General features: G+C 63.1%; 15 protein-coding genes. 5 read left to right on the plus strand and 10 right to left on the minus strand.

Annotated elements, in window-relative coordinates; all coding sequences use genetic code 11:
* Nucleotides 1-88: 88 nt before the first annotated feature.
* Nucleotides 89-1,072 (plus strand): sugar-binding transcriptional regulator, encoded by a 984-nt coding sequence (locus P3T21_RS04140; RefSeq protein ID WP_429254662.1) that lies wholly within the window; start codon nt 89-91, stop codon nt 1,070-1,072.
* A 51-nt stretch (nt 1,073-1,123) separates the two neighbouring features.
* On the opposite strand, the gene P3T21_RS04145 is transcribed toward P3T21_RS04140, so the two are convergent.
* From P3T21_RS04145 to P3T21_RS04170, 6 genes are all read right to left on the minus strand, one after another.
* Nucleotides 1,124-2,233, minus strand: a complete 1,110-nt coding sequence (locus tag P3T21_RS04145) for an ABC transporter ATP-binding protein (RefSeq protein WP_429254663.1) — start codon at nt 2,231-2,233, stop codon at nt 1,124-1,126.
* Nucleotides 2,234-2,300: 67 nt separating this feature from the next.
* Complete coding sequence (locus tag P3T21_RS04150; protein ID WP_429254664.1) at nt 2,301-2,990, minus strand: HAD family hydrolase; 690 nt, start codon at nt 2,988-2,990, stop codon at nt 2,301-2,303.
* Entirely contained in the window at nt 2,987-3,850 is an 864-nt protein-coding gene (locus P3T21_RS04155) for a carbohydrate ABC transporter permease (RefSeq protein WP_429254665.1), read from the minus strand. Before P3T21_RS04155 ends, P3T21_RS04150 begins: the two co-directional genes overlap by 4 nt.
* Nucleotides 3,847-4,782: a carbohydrate ABC transporter permease gene (locus P3T21_RS04160; protein WP_429254666.1), complete on the minus strand. Its 936-nt coding sequence runs from the start codon at nt 4,780-4,782 to the stop codon at nt 3,847-3,849. Before P3T21_RS04160 ends, P3T21_RS04155 begins: the two co-directional genes overlap by 4 nt.
* 119 nt (nt 4,783-4,901) lie before the next feature.
* Complete coding sequence (locus P3T21_RS04165) at nt 4,902-6,224, minus strand: ABC transporter substrate-binding protein (protein WP_429254667.1); 1,323 nt, start codon at nt 6,222-6,224, stop codon at nt 4,902-4,904.
* Nucleotides 6,225-6,293: 69 nt separating this feature from the next.
* Entirely contained in the window at nt 6,294-7,094 is an 801-nt protein-coding gene (locus P3T21_RS04170; protein WP_429254668.1) for an L-iditol 2-dehydrogenase, read from the minus strand.
* Between the two features lie 268 nt (nt 7,095-7,362).
* Between P3T21_RS04170 and P3T21_RS04175 the strand changes: the two genes are divergently transcribed.
* Genes P3T21_RS04175 through P3T21_RS04185 form a run of 3 tightly spaced genes read left to right on the plus strand, consistent with a single transcriptional unit; the run spans nt 7,363 to nt 10,014 of the window.
* Nucleotides 7,363-8,310 (plus strand): metal ABC transporter solute-binding protein, encoded by a 948-nt coding sequence (locus tag P3T21_RS04175; protein ID WP_429254669.1) that lies wholly within the window; start codon nt 7,363-7,365, stop codon nt 8,308-8,310.
* The gene (locus P3T21_RS04180) at nt 8,307-9,239 is read left to right on the plus strand and encodes an ABC transporter ATP-binding protein (RefSeq protein WP_429254670.1); all 933 of its coding nucleotides are present in this window, start codon (nt 8,307-8,309) and stop codon (nt 9,237-9,239) included. The genes P3T21_RS04175 and P3T21_RS04180 overlap by 4 nt, the downstream gene beginning before the upstream one ends.
* Nucleotides 9,232-10,014, plus strand: coding sequence for a metal ABC transporter permease (locus tag P3T21_RS04185; protein WP_429254671.1), 783 nt, complete (start codon nt 9,232-9,234; stop codon nt 10,012-10,014). The genes P3T21_RS04180 and P3T21_RS04185 overlap by 8 nt, the downstream gene beginning before the upstream one ends.
* A gap of 78 nt (nt 10,015-10,092) precedes the next feature.
* On the opposite strand, the gene fghA is transcribed toward P3T21_RS04185, so the two are convergent.
* The 3 genes from fghA to P3T21_RS04200 all read right to left on the minus strand — a co-directional run bounded on the left by fghA (nt 10,093) and on the right by P3T21_RS04200 (nt 13,574).
* Nucleotides 10,093-10,938 (minus strand): S-formylglutathione hydrolase, encoded by an 846-nt coding sequence (fghA, locus tag P3T21_RS04190; RefSeq protein ID WP_429254672.1) that lies wholly within the window; start codon nt 10,936-10,938, stop codon nt 10,093-10,095.
* Between the two features lie 17 nt (nt 10,939-10,955).
* On the minus strand, nt 10,956-12,062 hold the full coding sequence (locus P3T21_RS04195; protein ID WP_028197996.1) for an S-(hydroxymethyl)glutathione dehydrogenase/class III alcohol dehydrogenase: 1,107 nt from the start codon (nt 12,060-12,062) through the stop codon (nt 10,956-10,958).
* A gap of 72 nt (nt 12,063-12,134) precedes the next feature.
* The gene (locus tag P3T21_RS04200; protein WP_429254673.1) at nt 12,135-13,574 is read right to left on the minus strand and encodes a xylulokinase; all 1,440 of its coding nucleotides are present in this window, start codon (nt 13,572-13,574) and stop codon (nt 12,135-12,137) included.
* Between the two features lie 389 nt (nt 13,575-13,963).
* Between P3T21_RS04200 and P3T21_RS04205 the strand changes: the two genes are divergently transcribed.
* Nucleotides 13,964-15,400: a nucleobase:cation symporter-2 family protein gene (locus tag P3T21_RS04205; protein ID WP_429254674.1), complete on the plus strand. Its 1,437-nt coding sequence runs from the start codon at nt 13,964-13,966 to the stop codon at nt 15,398-15,400.
* Between the two features lie 195 nt (nt 15,401-15,595).
* Here the strand turns inward: P3T21_RS04205 and P3T21_RS04210 are convergent, their stop codons facing one another.
* Nucleotides 15,596-17,119 carry an efflux transporter outer membrane subunit gene (locus P3T21_RS04210; RefSeq protein ID WP_429254675.1) on the minus strand — a complete coding sequence of 508 codons (1,524 nt, stop codon included), beginning with the start codon at nt 17,117-17,119 and terminating at the stop codon, nt 15,596-15,598.
* Nucleotide 17,120 lies beyond the last annotated feature (1 nt).

Genomic DNA, 17,120 nt, shown 5'->3' on the forward strand with positions numbered 1-17,120 from the left:
CTGCTATCATCCGCGCGCGATCCATTCACGTTCGTCGACGCACCGAACCCTGTCACGCGGCGCAAGCCGCTCACGTCAAAGATCCATCGTGTCCAGGTCTACCGAAAAACTCGATCTCGCCACCCGCGCTGCGTGGCTCTACTACGTCGCGGGCAATACGCAGAACGAGATCGCGGAAAAGCTGCAGGTGTCGCGCCCGGTCGCGCAACGGCTCGTCGCGTTCGCGGTCGAGAAGAACCTGATCCGCGTGCGTGTCGATCATCAGCTGGCCGATTGCCTCGCGCTTGCTGATCAGCTGTCGAAGCGCTATGGACTGACGTCCTGCGAGATCGTGCCGATCGACGACGACAGTCCCGAAGAGATCGATCGCAAACTCGCAGTGGCCGGCGCGCAGGTGATGGAGCGCTATCTGCTCGAAGAAAAACCGATGATCGTCGCGGTGAGCAGCGGGCGCACGTTGAAGGCAGCCGTCGACCAGATCGCGCAGCTGGACCGGCCGCAGCATCGGCTTGTATCGATGGTCGGCGCGATCGCACAGGATGGTTCGTCGAACCGCTACGACGTCGCGCTGCATATCTCCGAGAAAACCGGCGGCAAGCATTTTCTGCTGCCAGCGCCACTGATTGCGGATAGCGAGGCCGAGCGCGCGCAGTGGGTCAATCACCGGCTGTATCGCATCGTTGAATCGCTGTCGGGGTCGGCGGATGTCGCGTTTGTCGGGATCGGCAATATCGGGCCGAACTGTCCGCTTCATGAGGACGGGTTTATTACGTCGGCTGAGGTGAAAGATCTGGTGCAGCGTGGCGCGGTGGCGGAGATGCTTGGGCTGCCGATCAACGCTTCAGGTGCACGTGTCGCGTCGCCGACGGGTAATCGCGTGACGAGTCTGTATCTTGATTCGCCGCCTAAGCGCCCGACGATTGGATTTGCAGGTGGTGAGCGGAAACGCGATGCGGTGATCGCCGCGCTGAAAGGCGGCTGGCTGTCGGGGCTGGTTACCGACGAACGATGTGCGCGGGCCGCGCTGGAAGAGGGAACACAAGGCGCGCCAAAACCCGCGCGCAAACGCTAAAAAAACTGCGCCGCCCCGGAGAAGTAAGGCGGCGCAGCAGTCAGTTGCCAGTCAGGCCGCCAACACCTCAACAATCTTCCGCTCGAACGCCTGCCCATTCGCATCGAACAGATGACAATGATCCGGTGTCGTCCCAAGCTTCAGCGTCTCACCGCGGTCATGTCTTTCCAGCGGCGGAATGCGCGCAATCACGCCATCCGGCGCCACGCTGCTTTCGGCATACAGATACGCCGCATCGCCGAGTGATTCGATCGCCATCGTTGTCACCGACACACCATTCTCACCAGAATTCACGTGCGTATGTTCAGGACGGATGCCCACCGTCACCTTGTCGCCCTCTTTTACCTTCGAAGGCTCCACCGCCACGCGCTGCGTCTCGCCAGTCTCGTAGCGCACCACCACGCCCTCCGCCGAAACAGACTGTACCGTGCCTTCGAAGAAATTCATCTTCGGCGAGCCGATGAAGCCCGCGACAAAGCGGTTCGCCGGCGCGTGATACAGCCGGTTCGGGCTGCCGACCTGCTCGATGTTCCCCGCCGACAGCACCACGATCTTGTCGGCCAGCGTCATCGCTTCGACCTGATCGTGCGTCACGTAGATCATCGTCGTCTTCAGCTCGTCGTGCAGACGCGCGAATTCGAGGCGCATCTTCACGCGCAGTGCGGCGTCGAGGTTCGACAGCGGTTCGTCGAACAGGAACACCTTCGGCTTGCGCGTAATCGCGCGGCCAATCGCAACGCGCTGACGCTGACCACCTGAAAGCTGCTTCGGCTTGCGATCCAGCAGATGATCGATGTGCAGGATCTTCGCCGCGTTGCGCACGGCTGCGTCGATTTCCGGCTTTTTCGTGCCGGCGAGCTTCAGGCCGAACGCCATGTTGTCGTACAGCGTCATATGCGGATACAGCGCGTACGACTGGAACACCATCGCAATGCCGCGCTTGGCGGGCGGAATGTCGTTGACGCGCGTGCCGTCGATGTTCAGATCACCGCTGCTGATGTCTTCGAGGCCGGCGATCATCCGCATCAGCGTCGACTTTCCGCAACCGCTCGGGCCAACGAACACGACGAATTCGCCGTCCGCGATGTCGAGGTTGATGTTGCGCATCACTTCGGTTTCGTCGTAGCGCTTCGCGATGCCGCGCAGGGTCAGGCTTGCCATGATGTGTCTCCCGATGGTGCTGCTTTATGCTTCCACTTCCACGTTAATCGTGCGCGCCGCATTCGCATCAGTGCGAACCGATGGCGACGCGCTCCATCCATTGCGTGACGAATACCGGCAGTTGCCGCATATCGTCGAACACATGCACCGCGCCCGCTGCGCGCAGCGCTTCGATCTGCGCTTCATTCGCATGACCGCCGCCAATAAAACCGATCACCGTCATGCCCGCGGCCTTCGCGGCCGTCACACCGGTCACGCTGTCTTCGACGACAAGGCACGCGTCAGCCGTCAGATTCAGCCCACGCGCCGCGGCCAGATAGACGTCGGGCTCGGGCTTCGGTTGCGCCACGCTGTCGGCGCAAAACACCCGCTCGCCAAAAAACGCGACGAGCCCGGTGCGCGCCAGCACGGCCTGCACATACGCCGTGTTGCTGTTGCTCGCGCAGGCCATGCGCAACGGAATCTGCCCGAGCGCCGCGACGATGCCTTCGACGAGCGGCGCCTCCATCGCACCGGCGCTGACCGCGTCCCGGATCGCGTCGACGTCGGCGGGGCTCAGCGTTCTGTCGAGATGCGCGGCCGTCGCATCGAGCACGCGCTCGGTGCGCAGGCCGAGGAGCGGCATCAGGACAGGCTCGACGTCCACGCCGGGCCAGCGCGATTCCAGTTCGTGCACGAGCATCCGCGCGGCGATGGCTTCGCTGTCGATCAGTACACCATCGCAGTCGCAGATCAGCGCGTGATTCGACACGGTCATTTGACCGCACCGAACGTAAGGCCACGCACAAGTTGCTTCTGCGACAGCCAGCCGACGATCAGGATCGGCGCGACGGCCAGCAGCGAGGCCGCCGACAGCTTCGCCCAGAAGAGACCCTCAGGACTCGAATACGACGCGATGAAAACCGTCAGCGGCGCCGCGTGCGAACTCGACAGGTTGATGCTCCAGAACGCCTCGTTCCACGACAGGATCACGAGCAGCAGCGCCGTCGATGCAAGACCCGGCAGCGACATCGGCATCAGCAGGTAGACGATTTCCTGCCACGTCGCCGCACCGTCGATCCGCCCTGCTTCGAGAATGTCGCGTGGTATTTCCGCGAAGTACGTGAACGACATCCATACCGCAATGGGCAGATTGATCAGCGTGTAGACGATCACGAGACCCGACACCGTATCGAGCAGGCCGCTGTTTTTCCACAGCAGATAGATCGGCACCAGCACGCCGACCGACGGCATCATCTTCGTCGACAGCATCCACAGCAGGACTTTCTGTGTGCGGCGAGTCGGGAAGAACGCCATCGCGTACGCGGCCGGCACGGCGAGTATCAGACACAGCACCGTCACGCCCGCCGAAATCAGGATCGAATTCCACGCGAACGAGAAGTAGTTGCTGCGTGCGAATACCTCACGAAAACTGTCGAACGTCGGGATGAAGAAGAGCGACGACGCGTACGCCTGCTGCTCCGTCTTGAATGCCGTGATCGTCATCCAGAAGATCGGGAAGAACAGCAGTAGCGCGACCAGCCACGCGAGGACGCCAGGAATGCCGCGTCGAAGCTTCGCCATCGGCGAGTTGATCGACGACGCAGGTGCAGCTGAAGTGGCAGCAAGCTGGCTCATTTTTCGTACTCCCCTTTCAGGTTCTTCGCGAGCATACGCACGAGGAAGAACGACACGATATTCGCCAGCACCACCGCGAGAATCCCGCCAGCGGAAGCCAGACCGACGTCGAACTGTTGCAGGCCGAGCGAGTAGATCAGGTACGACAGATTGGTCGTCGCCGTGCCCGGGCCACCGCCCGTCGTCGTATAGATTTCAGCGAAGATCGACAGCAGGAAAATCGTTTCCATCATCACCACCACCGCGATCGCCCGTCGCAGGTGAGGCAGCGTGATGAAGAAGAACATCGCGAACGGACCGGCGCCGTCGATACGCGCCGCTTCCTTCTGCTCCTGGTCAAGCGACTGGATCGCCGTGAACAGGATCAGAAACGCGAACGGCAACCACTGCCACGCGACGATCATCACGACTGCCGTGAGCGGATAGTTGGCGAACCAGTCGATCGGCGTGAGCCCGATCGCGCGCATGCCCTGCGCGACGAGACCGTACACCGGGTGCAGGATCATGTTCTTCCAGATGAGCGCGCTGACCGTCGGCATCACGAAGAACGGCGCGATGGCGAGCAGCCGCGCCACGCCCATGCCGTAGAACTTGCGATCGAACAGCACCGACATCAGGATCCCGCCGACCACCGTAATGATCAGCACCGAGCCGATCAATTCCAGCGTGATCAGGATCGACGGACCGAAGGCCGGATCGCTGGCGAGGTATTTGTAATTGTCGAGGCCCGCGAAACCCTTCACATCGGGATTGAGCAGGTTGTAGCGCGAGAACGAAAACCAGATCGTCATCGCGAGCGGAATCGCCATCCACAACAGCAGCACGGCAACCGATGGCGAGACCAGCCATCGTGCGGACGCCGCCTTGCGGGTTTCGCGTTCCTGTTCGGTTTGGGGATGGACTTGCATGAGAGGAAGGCGCAGATGACGCATGATCGGACCACCTGTCTGGTAGTTCGCGGACCGCGAAGTTGCGGGCGGCCCGCTGTGCTGCTGCGATCCGGCTGGCGTTTAAACGCCAGCCGGCGCTTTTACTGCGAATTACATCGAAGTCACTTCGCGTAACCCGCCTGACGCACGGCGCGCTCGGCGGTTGCCTGACCGGCAGCGAGCGCCTGATCGACCGACATCTGGCCCGCGACTGCACCCGAGACGCTCTGACCGACCACCGTACCGAACGACTGGAACTCCGGAATGCCGACGAACTGCACGCCGGTGTACGGCACAGGCTTCGCGGTCGGACGCGTCGGGTCAGCCGACTGGATCGCCTTCAGCACGAAGCCCGCGAACGGCGCGGCCTGCTGGTACTCAGGGCGAGCGTAGGTCGACTCACGCGTTCCCGGCGGCACCGATGCCCAGCCTTCATCCTTCGCGGCGAGTTCGATGTACTGCTTCGACGTCGCCCACGAGATGAACTTCTTCGCGGCGTCCGGCTGCTTCGACGACTTCGGAATTGCCAGCGCCCACGACCACAGCCAGTGCGAACCATTCGGCGTGACAGCCGTCGGCGCCGCGGCGAAACCGATCTTGTCCGCGACCTGCGACTGCGCCTTGTTGTACAGCATGCCGGCCGCGACCGTCGCGTCGATCCACATCGCGCACTTGCCCGATGACATCAGCGTCAGGTTTTCGTTGAAGCCATTCGAGCTGGCTCCCGGCGGGCCGTCTTTCTTCAGCAGGTCGACGTAGAAGCTCACCGCCTTCTTCCATTCCGGCGAAGTCAGCTGCGCGTTCCACTTTTCGTCGAACCAGCGGCCGCCGTACGTGTTGACGAGCGTCGTCACGTAGGCCATGTTTTCGCCCCAGCCGGCCTTGCCGCGCAGGCAGATGCCGTAGACGCCGCCCGCCTTGTCGGTGAGCTTGTCGGCGAATTCCTTGATCTGGTCGTAAGTCGGCTGGTCGGGCATCTTGAGACCCTTCGCCGCGAACAGATCCTTGCGGTAGAAGGTCATCGAGCTTTCGACGTAGAACGGCAGCGCGTACAGCTGGTTGTTGTACGACAGGCCGTCACGCGCCGTCTTCACGACGTCGTTGAGATCGTAATCGGCGGAGAGGCCCGTGATCGGCACGAGCCAGCCGCGCTTGCCCCACTGCGGCGTTTCGTACGTGCCGATCATCATCACGTCGAACTGGCCGCTGTTGGTGGTGATGTCCGTCGTGGCGCGCTGGCGCAGCACGTTTTCTTCGAGAATCACCCAGTTCAGCTTGATGTCGGGATTGGCCTGCTCGAAATTGGACGAGAGCTTCTTCAGCTCGATCATGTCAGGGTTGTTGAGGGCTGCGATCGTGACGGTCGCGGCCGATGCGTTCAACGCGACACACGCGGCCGCGCTGGCGCCAAATAGCTTGAGCGCGGTCTGGAAGGCTGGTTTCATGAGTTGTCTCCTTCTGGATTAGTCGTTCTTCGAGTGATGCTTCTGGCGGATGGGTACGGCGTATTTCGGTCAGCTCATCCAGTTGCCGCCGTCGACGTTGAGCGTCTGGGCGGTGATGTAATCGGCATCGGCGGACGCGAGGAACAGCGCCGCGCCCGTCAGATCGTCCGGCACGCCCATACGGCCGAGCGGCACCGCTTCGCCGACAAGACGCTTCTTCTCGCCGAGCGGACGGTTTTCATAACGTGCGAAAAGCGCATCGACCTCGTTCCACATCGGCGTATCCACCACGCCCGGTGCGATGCCATTCACGTTGATTTTGTGCGGCGCGAGGGCCAGCGCCGCGGATTGCGTATAGCTCAGCACGGCGGCCTTGGTCGCGCAGTAGTGCGATACCAGCGCTTCACCGCGGCGGCCCGCCTGCGACGACATGTTGATGATCTTGCCACCCCGCCCCTCTTCGACCATCTTCTGCGCGACACGCTGCATCAGGAAGAACATGCCCTTCACGTTGACGGCGAAGAGGCGGTCGAACACATCCCAGGATTCATCGAGGAGCGGGCGCATGTCGAACAGCGCCGCGTTATTGAAGAGAATATCGATGCGGCCGAAACGCTCAAGCGTGGCCGACACGATGCGCTCGATATCGTCGCGACGCGTGACGTCGGCGGAAATCGTCAGCACGCGATCGCTGTGACTTTGCGTAAGCGCCTGCGCGAATTCGCCTGCGGGCTTCACGTCGACCAGCACGCAGCGCGCGCCTTCGTCGAGATAACGCCGGGCTACCGCTTCGCCGATTCCACTTCCTGCACCAGTCAGGATCGCTACCTTGTCCTGCAATCGCGCGTTCAATGCTGTCTCCGGTTTCATTCTGCGTTCTGCGCAGTGAGCGAACGCCCAATGCGCGAACAATTGCTCTACTTGTGATCGAATGATCGGATACGCATCGGGTCATGTCAAGGCGCAATGCAGGATTTCGATGCTGCAACGCGGCAGTGTTTACCCGCTTCGCGCCATGCCTGCTGGCCAGGTTAAGGTACACGTCGTGTCATAATTTTGCGATACGTTATATCATTCCGCTCTCGCGGCGCTTTGACGCCGGAAGGGACGTCAACGCCCACCTTTCAAGGACCCGACGATGAGAACAGCCGATTCGCTATGGAATCGCGTGCGCCGTGCACGCGTTGTGTCGACGTGTCTGGCGGCCGGCGCGCTCATGCTGATGACTGGCCACGCCGCCGTCGCAGCCGATACGAAGATTCCAGTCGTCGCGGCTGAGAACTTTTATGGCGACGTCGTGCACCAGCTGGGCGGCGATTACGTCAGCGTGACGAGCATCCTCAGCAACCCGGATCAGGATCCGCATCTGTTCGAAGCCAGCCCGAAGACAGCGCGCGCGTTGCAGAACGCCAGCCTTGTCGTGTACAACGGCGCCGACTACGATCCGTGGATGGCGAAGCTGCTCGCTGCATCGAAGAACGGGAAGCGCACAACGATCGTCGCCGCTGACCTTACCGGCCGGAAAAGCGGCGACAATCCGCATCTCTGGTACGCGCCGTCGACGATGCCGGCGGTTGCGCGCGCGGTGAGCGCGGCGCTCATTGCCGCTGATCCGTCGCACAAATCGGCGTACGATGCGAACCTCGCGACGTTTCTGGATTCGCTGAAGCCGCTCGATACAAAGGTTGCCGCGTTGCACGCGAGCTATGCGCACGCGCCGGTCACCGCGACGGAACCGGTGTTCGGCTATATGTCGGACGCAATCGGTCTCGACATGCGTAACCAGCGCTTCCAGCTCGCCGCGATGAACGACACTGAAGCGAGCGCGTCGGATATCGCCGCGTTCGAGCGCGATCTGCGCGAGAAGCGCGTACGCGTGCTGATCTACAACAGCCAGGCCACCGAAGCACTGACAAAACGGATGCTGAAGCTCGCGCAGCAATCGAATGTGCCGACGGTGAGCGTCACCGAGACGCAACCGGCGGGCAAGACGTTCCAGCAATGGATGCTGTCGCAACTCGACGACCTCGGTGCGGCGCTGGCAAAGAGCGGCGCTGCCGACAAGGCAAAAGGAACTACGCAATGACACCGACTGGCGCCGCGCCGCGCGGCTCCGCTCCCGTGCTCGAACTCGATCACGTCACGCTCGAACTGGGCGGACGCACGATCCTGAACGACGCGAGCCTCGTCGTGAACCAGAACGAGTTCATTGGCGTGCTCGGGCCGAACGGCGCGGGCAAGACCACCCTGATGCGCGCGGTGCTCGGCCTCGTGCCGGCTGCGAGCGGCGCGATCCGCGCGCTTGGGCAGCCGGTCGAGCGCGGTAATCCGTCGATCGGTTATATGCCGCAGACGCGCAGCGCGCTCGCCGGCCGCCGCGTGCGCGGGCGCGATTTCGTCGCGATGGCCGCCGACGGACACCGCTGGGGTCTGCCGCATGGCGGCGCCGCGGCGCGGACGGAAGTCGATCGCGTGCTCGATCTGGTTGGCGCACGCGATCTCGCCTTGCGGCCGTTGTCGGAGCTGTCGGGCGGTGAGCGCCAGCGTCTGCTGCTCGCGCAATGCCTGCTTGGCAATCCGCGTCTGCTGCTACTCGACGAGCCGTTGATCAGCCTCGATCCGCATCATCAGAAGAGCGTCGTCGAACTCGTGCGACGCGTACAGCAGGAACTGGGCATCACGGTGCTGTTTTCCGCGCATGAGCTGAACCCACTGCTGCATGCGCTGGATCGTGTTCTGTATCTCGGCAGCGGCGTGGCGGCGCTTGGCACCGTCGATGAAGTGATCACGAAGCCGGTGCTGTCGCGACTCTACGGTTCGTCGATCGACGTGATGCGTGTGAATGGCCGCATCTTCGTGATGTCTGGCGACGTCGAAGTCGAAAAGCACGACCACGAGCACGAAGACGATCACGGCGGCGGACATTCGCACGGGCATGACCACAACGGCCATTCGCATTCACACTCGAAGGCGCACAGCCACACAAACCGCGACGGACACACGCACGATGTTTGAATACGATTTCATGGTGAACGCATTCGCCGCTTCGGGGATCGTCGCGGTGCTGGCGGGCATCGTCGGCTATTTTCTGGTGATGCGCGGGCAGACGTTCGCCGGCCACGCGCTGTCGCACGTCGGCTTCACCGGTGCGACGGGCGCTGTGCTGATCGGCATTTCGCCGATCTGGGGGATGATCGGCTTCACGCTTGCGGCGGGCGTCGGTATGGGCGCGCTCGGCGAACGGCTCGCCGGACGCGACGTCGCGATCGGCGTGATTCTGTCGCTCGCGCTCGGCTTCGGTTTGCTCTTTCTGCATTTCTTCACCGCGTACGCGACGCAGGTCACCGCGCTGCTGTTCGGCAACGTGCTCGGCGTGAATACGTCGACGCTCGCGGTGCTCGCCGCGCTTGGCATCGTGAGTCTGCTGGCGCTCGCGGCGATCATGCGGCCGTTGCTCTTCGCATCGTTGCAGCCGGAACTCGCGGAAGCGAAAGGCGTGTCGCTGCGGCTCGTGTCCGTGCTGTTTCTCGCGATTGCGGCGCTCGCCGTCGCGGCGTGTACGCAGATCGTCGGCGTACTTCTGGTGTTCACGCTGATGGTCGGGCCGGCTGCCGCCGCGCAGAATCTCACGACGCGCCTTTCCACCGGTCTCATCCTCGCCGCGCTGCTGGCGCTGGCGCAGGCGTGGCTCGGCGTGACGCTCGCGTTCTACACGGACTGGCCCACGAGTTTCTGGATCACCGCGCTCGCCGCGCTGGTCTACGGTGGAAGTTTTTTAGGCCGACGTTAAACGCTTCTCGCGCCCAGGGAGAAGGGACGCCGGAGAACATCCGGCGTCCCTTTTTCACATCGTCACGAACGCAACGCTTTATCCGAGCAGCACCTTCGCGTGATGCGCGACATGATCCTGGATGAAGCTCTGGATGAAATAATAGCCGTGGTCGTAGCCTTCATGACGACGCAACGTCAGCGGCTGTCCTGCGGCACGGCACGCGGCCTCGAACACATCCGGATTCAGTTGCTCGGCCAGAAACTGGTCCGACAAACCCTGATCGACCAGAATCCCTTCGGCGAACCTGTGCGACGCACTCGCAACCAGTTCGCTCGAATCGTACTGCCGCCACGCGTTGCGATCGTCGCCGAGATATCCGCTGAACGCCTTCACGCCCCACGGACATCTTGAAGGCGCGGCAATCGGCGCGAACGCCGATACCGATCGATAGATCCCGGGATTACGCAGCGCCATCATCAACGCACCGTGCCCGCCCATCGAATGGCCGAAGATGCCGAGCCGCGAGCCATCGACCGGCAGATTCGCCAACACGGTTTCGCGCAGTTCGTCGCGCATGTACGAGTACATCCGGAAGTGCTTCGACCACGGTTCCTGCGTCGCATCGACGTAGAAGCCCGCGCCGACGCCAAAGTCCCACGCGGCGCTTTCGTTCGGAATGCCGGCGCCGCGCGGGCTGGTATCCGGCGCGATCAGCGCGATGCCGTGCTGCGCTGCGAAGCGCTGCGCACCCGCCTTGATCGGAAACGTTTCCTCGGTGCACGTCAAACCGGCCAGATAGAACAGCGCCGGCACGTTACCGTGCGACGCCTGCGGCGGCAGAAACACCGAGAAGCGCATCGGCAGGCCGATCGTCGACGAATCGTGACGATAGAACCGCTGCACGCCGCCGAAGCATGCGTGCGAAGACAGAAGTTCGAGCATGAAACGCCCCTGGTACGTTAGTACAGTACGACCGAGCGGATCGACTCGCCCTTCTTCATCAGATCGAAGCCTTCGTTGATGCGTTCGAGTGGCAGACGATGCGTGATCAGATCGTCGATATTGATCTTGCCTTCCATATACCAGTCGACGATCTTCGGCACGTCGGTGCGGCCACGCGCGCCGCCGAATGCCGAGCCTTTCCACTCGCGGCCCGTCACGAGCTGGAACGGACGCGTGCTGATCTCTTCGCCCGCTGCCGCCACGCCGATGATGAACGACTGGCCCCAACCCTTGTGCGTGCACTCGAGCGCCTGACGCATTACCTTCGTGTTGCCGATGCACTCGAACGAATAGTCGGCGCCGCCATCGGTGAGCTGCACGATATGGTCAACCACGTTCTCGACTTCGTTCGGGTTGATGAAGTGCGTCATGCCGAACTTCTTCGCGAGTTCGACGCGGCCCGGGTTCAGATCGACGCCGATGATCTTGTCCGCCCCAACCATCTTTGCGCCCTGAATCACGTTCAGGCCAATCCCGCCCAAACCAAACACGACGACATTCGCGCCTGCTTCAACTTTCGCCGAATACACCACGGCGCCCACGCCCGTCGTCACGCCGCAGCCGATGTAGCAGATCTTGTCGAACGGCGCGTCTTCACGCACTTTCGCCACCGCGATTTCCGGTACGACGATGTAGTTCGAGAACGTCGACGTGCCCATGTAATGGAACAGCGGCTTGCCGTCGAGCGAGAAGCGCGACGTCGCGTCGGGCATCAAGCCTTTGCCCTGTGTCGAGCGGATCGCCTGACACAGGTTCGTCTTGCGCGACAGGCAGAACTTGCACTGGCGGCATTCCGGCGTGTAAAGCGGAATCACGTGATCGCCTTTCTTCAGCGTACCGACGCCCGGACCGACATCGACGATCACGCCCGCGCCTTCATGGCCGAGAATTGCCGGGAAGATGCCTTCCGGATCGGCACCCGACAGCGTGTAGTAGTCGGTGTGGCAGATCCCCGTTGCCTTCACTTCGATCAGCACCTCACCGGCGCGTGGCCCTTCGAGATCGACTTCCTCGATCGTCAACGGTGCGCCGGCTTTCCAGGCGATGGCTGCTTTTGTCTTCATCGTGAATGCTCCTTTGAGTCTGTGAATGCGGAGATCGACCTTCAGGGTCGATCGACATGTTGCGTGTTCTGTTCAGGTTCGCGTGGAAGCCGTGGAAAGTGCGGGAAACCAGTCCTCCACGCGTCCATATAGATCGAGGAAGCGCGCATAACGCGCGGCCAGCGCACGGTCGCCTTGCGGACCCGCGACGCGTGTCGTCGCAGGCGCAAGCGCCGCGAGATCCGACGCGTGCCAGTGGCCGCTCGCGAGACCGCCTAGTATCGCCGCACCGCGCCCCGCTGCGTTAGGACAATCGACCGCGTGCAGTTCGACATCGAGCGCGTCGGCCAGCATCTGACGCCAGCGCGCATCGACGGAACCGCCGCCCGCCAGCCTGAGCGACGCGACCTCGGCGCCGCTGCGACGGATCGCGTCGAGCCCGGCGCGCAGCGAAAACGCGACGCCTTCGAATGCAGCACGCATCATCGTGCCACGCGTGTGACCGAGCGCGAGGCCTAGCCAGCCGCCGCGCGCCGACGGATTGAGCCACGGCGAACGCTCGCCGGTGAGATACGGAAGGAAGGTGAGCCCGGGCGCAGCAGCATCGGCGAATGCCTCGCGATAGGCGTCCGGCCATTCGTACGACAGCCAGCCGCGCACGGCTTCGAGCGCGACACCGACGTTCTGCATCGCCGCCATGCGATACCAGTGATCGGTCGCCGCGCGATAGCGATGCAGACCGCGCGATGTGCTGGGCTCGTCCGTCGCGAGGACGACGATCTGGCCGCCACTGCCCGTGGTAAGCAGCGCGTCGCCATCGTTTGCAAGGCCGCTGCCGAACGCGGCGCACGGCGTATCGGCCGCGCCCGTCGCAAGCGTAATGCCCGCGCGCAAACCCAGCGCGCGCGCTGCCGCTTCGGATAGCACTCCCCCCGCCGCATACGAAGGCGCAAGCGGCGCGAACCATTCGTGCGGCACGCCGAGCCGCTCGAACAGCGCGTGATCCCACACGCCGGCCGGATCGGCAAGCGCGGTCGCACATGCATCGGACGGATCGGTGACGACCGCGCCACCCAGCGCGACGCGCAGCCAGTCCTTCGGTTGCAATGCCCAGCGCGTGGATTCCGCCATGCGCGGCTCGTTCAGCATGATCCAGCGCAGCAACGGCCCAGCCATGCCAGGCGCAACGGGATTGGGTTGCGGCTCCGGCCACGCATCCAGCAGCGACAGCGCACGCGTATCGGGCCACAGCATCGCGGAGCGCACCGCGCGACCCTGCGCGTCGGTGAGCACGACGCCGTGCATCTGCCCGGAAAAGCCGATCGCGCGAACGTCATCGCGCTCGTCGGCGGGCAGTTTGGCTGCGGCTTCGCAGAGCGCGCGCCACCACGTATCGACGGAGATTTCGGCCCAGCCCGGATGCGGCGTCGCGATTGCGTACGCGACGCTCGCTGTCGCACGCTCGTGCCCCTCCTCATCGACGGTCGAAAGTTTCAGTGAGCCTGTGCCGAGGTCGATGCCGAGAAAACGCATGGGCGAGGAATATGAAAAAGATGGAGAAATTGACGCGAAAGCGAGGTGCGTTCAACGCGCCGCAGTCGGGACGTAAAAAGCGCAAATCGCGGGTTAACCCCGCCACGCGGACGAGCGCGTCGAAACGACACTATGCGCTGCGCCGAATACGTCTCATCGATTTTCACACATATCGCGTCATATGCACCTCGCCGGCCGCATTCGCGTTGCACACCGCCTCACGGGCCTCAGCGCCGGATTGGCTCGCCCGCGTATTTCGGACGGCTTTCAAACGCGCGTCCGGCATATGATCGCCGCGAAGCCCGGAATAGGCCACAGCGGTCTTGTTGCATCTTTTCATTCCCCCTACCTTGGAGTCATCCCGAAAACGAGATGTGGAGAGAGACAAAATGCAATCGAACACGGTTCACCCGTGCGACGAGCGGCTGCCCGCCGGCCAGTTGCTCACGTTAGGTATTCAGCATGTGCTCGTCATGTACGCCGGGGCGGTTGCCGTCCCGCTGATCGTCGGCAGCGCGCTCAAGCTTCCGAAAGAGCAGATCGCGTTTTTGATCAGCGCCGACCTCTTCTCATGTGGTATCGCGACACTGATCCAGACGCTCGGGCTGTGGATCTTCGGCATCCGTCTGCCAGTCATCATGGGCTGCACGTTCGCAGCCGTCGGCCCGATGGTCGCCATCGGCACCAATCCGTCGCTCGGTATTCTCGATATCTTCGGCTCGACGATCGCCGCGGGCATCGTCGGCATTTTCCTTGCGCCGGCGATCGGCAAGCTGTTGCGGTTCTTTCCACCAGTCGTGGTCGGCGTGGTCATTTCGGTGATCGGGCTGTCGCTGATGGAAGTCGGCATCAACTGGGCAGCGGGTGGCGTCGGCAATCCGGATTATGGCAACCCGGTCTACCTTGGTCTGTCGTTTGTCGTGCTGATGCTGATCCTGTTGATCAACAAGTTCGGCAAGGGCTTTATCGCGAACATTTCCGTGCTGCTCGGCATCGTCGCGGGCTTCGTGATTGCCGCGCTGCTCGGCCGCGTCAACATGGAAGGCGTGACGGCGGCGCCGTGGGTCGGCTTCGTGATGCCGTTCCACTTCGGCCTGCCGCACTTCGATCCGCTCTCGATCGCGACGATGGTCACCGTGATGTTCGTCACCTTCATCGAATCGACCGGCATGTTCCTCGCGGTCGGCGACATGGTCGATCGCCCGGTGGATCAGAAGACGCTCGTGCGCGGCCTGCGTGTCGACGGTCTCGGCACGCTGATCGGTGGCATCTTCAACTCGTTTCCGCATACGTCGTTCTCGCAGAACGTCGGCCTGATCGGCGTGACGGGTGTGAAGAGCCGCTTTGTCTGCGCGATGGGCGGTGTGATCCTCGTGCTGCTCGGCCTCTTTCCGAAGATGGCGCAGGTGGTGGCGTCGGTGCCGGCGTTCGTGCTCGGCGGCGCGGGCATCGTGATGTTCGGGATGGTCGCGGCGAACGGCATCAAGGTGCTGTCGAAGGTCGACTTCGTGAAGAATCACCACAACCTGTTCATCGTCGCGGTGAGCATCGGGCTCGGCCTGGTGCCGGTCGTCTCGCCGCACTTCTTCTCGAAGCTGCCGCCCGCGCTGTCGCCGTTGCTGCATAGCGGGATCCTGCTGGCGTCGGTTTCTGCGGTCGTGCTGAACCTGATCTTCAACGGCGTAAAAGGCGAGCGGGCGGCGAAGAACGCGATCCGGCACGCAGGCCACGATTTCGACGGCCGCGTGAACGCTGAACTGCTGTCGCGCGACGACACGCTGCATACCGCGCACGATTTCGATGCGCGTGCCGCAGACGCGCACTGAAGGGCGGGCACCGCGCGATCCACGGCGGGCGCCAGAACGTTGGGATGTGGGGGAACGCGGGACCGAACGAACGCCGGTTCGCCGGATCGCCACAACTTAAAACGCCACGGTTTGACGAAACCGTGGCGTTTTTTTTGCTGCTTCCGATCCCAGCGATTACAGCTACAGCCCGCCGGATCAGTCAGACCCCAGGCATCAACCCGCCGAAGCAGGCGCCGAAGCCGCTGCCGGCGCACTAGCCGCGCCGTAGTCGACCGGCGCATCGGCCGGACGCGGCTGCTCGCCTGCCCGCTCGATCCAGCCGCCGCCGAGGAACTGGTACAGATCGACCAGGTTCGTCAGGCGCTGCAGACGCGCGGTAATCAATGTCTGCTGTGCCAGATAAAGATCGTTCTGTGCAGTCAGCACCGCCAGATAGCTGTCGACGCCGCTCCGGTAGCGCAGGTCCGACAGTTCGAAGCGGCGTTGCTGGGCGAACGTATTGCGCTCGCGCGCTGCAATTTCCTGATCGAACGTGCCACGCGCCGCCAGACCATCGGCGACTTCGCGGAAAGCCGTCTGGATCGCCTTTTCATACTGCGCGATCTGGATGTTCTTCTGTACGTTCGCGAGATCGAGATTCGCCATGTTCGCGCCACCCTCGAAGATCGGCAGCGTGATCTGCGGCGCGAACGACCACGCTGCGGAACCCGCCTTGAAGAGACCACCCAGCGTCGGACTCAACGTGCCGAAGCTGCCGGTCAGCGAAACCCGCGGGAAGAACGCAGCGCGCGCCGCCCCGATATTCGCGTTGGCCGCCAGCAGGTTCTGCTCGGCTTCCATGATGTCCGGACGACGTTGCAGCAGGTCTGACGGCAACCCAGCCGGAATGTCCGTCAGGACATTCTGGTCGGTCAGCGGCAGGCCCGGCGGCAGATCGGACGGAAGGGGTTCACCAATCAGCAGCACCAGCGCGTTTTCCGCCTGCGCCCGCAGCCGTGTCTGTACCTGCAGGCTCGCGAGCGCCTGCTCGACCACGGTCTGAGCCTGACGCAGATCGAGCTCGGAACCCGTGCCTGTGTCGAACTGCAGCTTCGTGATGTTGTACGAATCCTGCGCGGTCTTCAGCGTGCCTTCCGTGACCTTCAGCAGGTCGTCGGTAGAAAGCAGCGTCAGATACTGATCGGCAACCGACGACACCAGCGCGATTTCCGCCGCCTTGCGCGCCTGCGCCGTGGCCAGATATTGCGCCAGCGCCTGATCCTTCAGGCTCTGAATCCGCCCGAAGAAGTCGATTTCCCACGATGCATTCAGTCCGACCGAATAGGTGTTGGAGATCGTCTGGCGGCCAATCGACAGGTCCTTCGGCGTGCGCTGCTTGCTCTCCGAAGCGGCAGCATCCAGCGTCGGGAACAGCGCAGCGCGCGTGATCTGATACTGCGCGCGGGAAGCCGCGATATTCAGCACCGAAACGCGCAGATCGCGATTGTTCTTCAGCGAAATCTCGATCAGCCGCTGCAGACGCGGATCCGTGAAGAAATCGCGCCAGCCGATATCGGTCGCCGCCTGGCCGTTCGCACTACGGGTGCCGTGATCGGCCGCACCTGGCTGCGTCGAGTAGACGCCGCCCGTCGGGAAGCTGTCCGACACGGGCGCGGCCGGGCGCTCGTACTTCGGCGCCATCGTGCAGCCCGCGGCGAGGAACGCCACCGCGACTGCAATCAAAGAATGTTTTTGCATC

The organism is Paraburkholderia sp. GAS334 (assembly GCF_050436625.1).
GTDB lineage: Bacteria > Pseudomonadota > Gammaproteobacteria > Burkholderiales > Burkholderiaceae > Paraburkholderia.

Coding starts and splice junctions, on each gene's coding strand:
- P3T21_RS04145 (WP_429254663.1), bottom strand. CDS start 2,233: ATGGCAAGCCTGACCCTGCGCGGCATCGCGAAGCGCTACGACGAAACC.
- P3T21_RS04150 (WP_429254664.1), bottom strand. CDS start 2,990: ATGACCGTGTCGAATCACGCGCTGATCTGCGACTGCGATGGTGTACTG.
- P3T21_RS04155 (WP_429254665.1), bottom strand. CDS start 3,850: ATGAGCCAGCTTGCTGCCACTTCAGCTGCACCTGCGTCGTCGATCAAC.
- P3T21_RS04160 (WP_429254666.1), bottom strand. CDS start 4,782: ATGCGTCATCTGCGCCTTCCTCTCATGCAAGTCCATCCCCAAACCGAA.
- P3T21_RS04165 (WP_429254667.1), bottom strand. CDS start 6,224: ATGAAACCAGCCTTCCAGACCGCGCTCAAGCTATTTGGCGCCAGCGCG.
- P3T21_RS04170 (WP_429254668.1), bottom strand. CDS start 7,094: ATGAAACCGGAGACAGCATTGAACGCGCGATTGCAGGACAAGGTAGCG.
- P3T21_RS04175 (WP_429254669.1), top strand. CDS start 7,363: ATGAGAACAGCCGATTCGCTATGGAATCGCGTGCGCCGTGCACGCGTT.
- P3T21_RS04180 (WP_429254670.1), top strand. CDS start 8,307: ATGACACCGACTGGCGCCGCGCCGCGCGGCTCCGCTCCCGTGCTCGAA.
- P3T21_RS04185 (WP_429254671.1), top strand. CDS start 9,232: ATGTTTGAATACGATTTCATGGTGAACGCATTCGCCGCTTCGGGGATC.
- fghA (WP_429254672.1), bottom strand. CDS start 10,938: ATGCTCGAACTTCTGTCTTCGCACGCATGCTTCGGCGGCGTGCAGCGG.
- P3T21_RS04195 (WP_028197996.1), bottom strand. CDS start 12,062: ATGAAGACAAAAGCAGCCATCGCCTGGAAAGCCGGCGCACCGTTGACG.
- P3T21_RS04200 (WP_429254673.1), bottom strand. CDS start 13,574: ATGCGTTTTCTCGGCATCGACCTCGGCACAGGCTCACTGAAACTTTCG.
- P3T21_RS04205 (WP_429254674.1), top strand. CDS start 13,964: ATGCAATCGAACACGGTTCACCCGTGCGACGAGCGGCTGCCCGCCGGC.
- P3T21_RS04210 (WP_429254675.1), bottom strand. CDS start 17,119: ATGCAAAAACATTCTTTGATTGCAGTCGCGGTGGCGTTCCTCGCCGCG.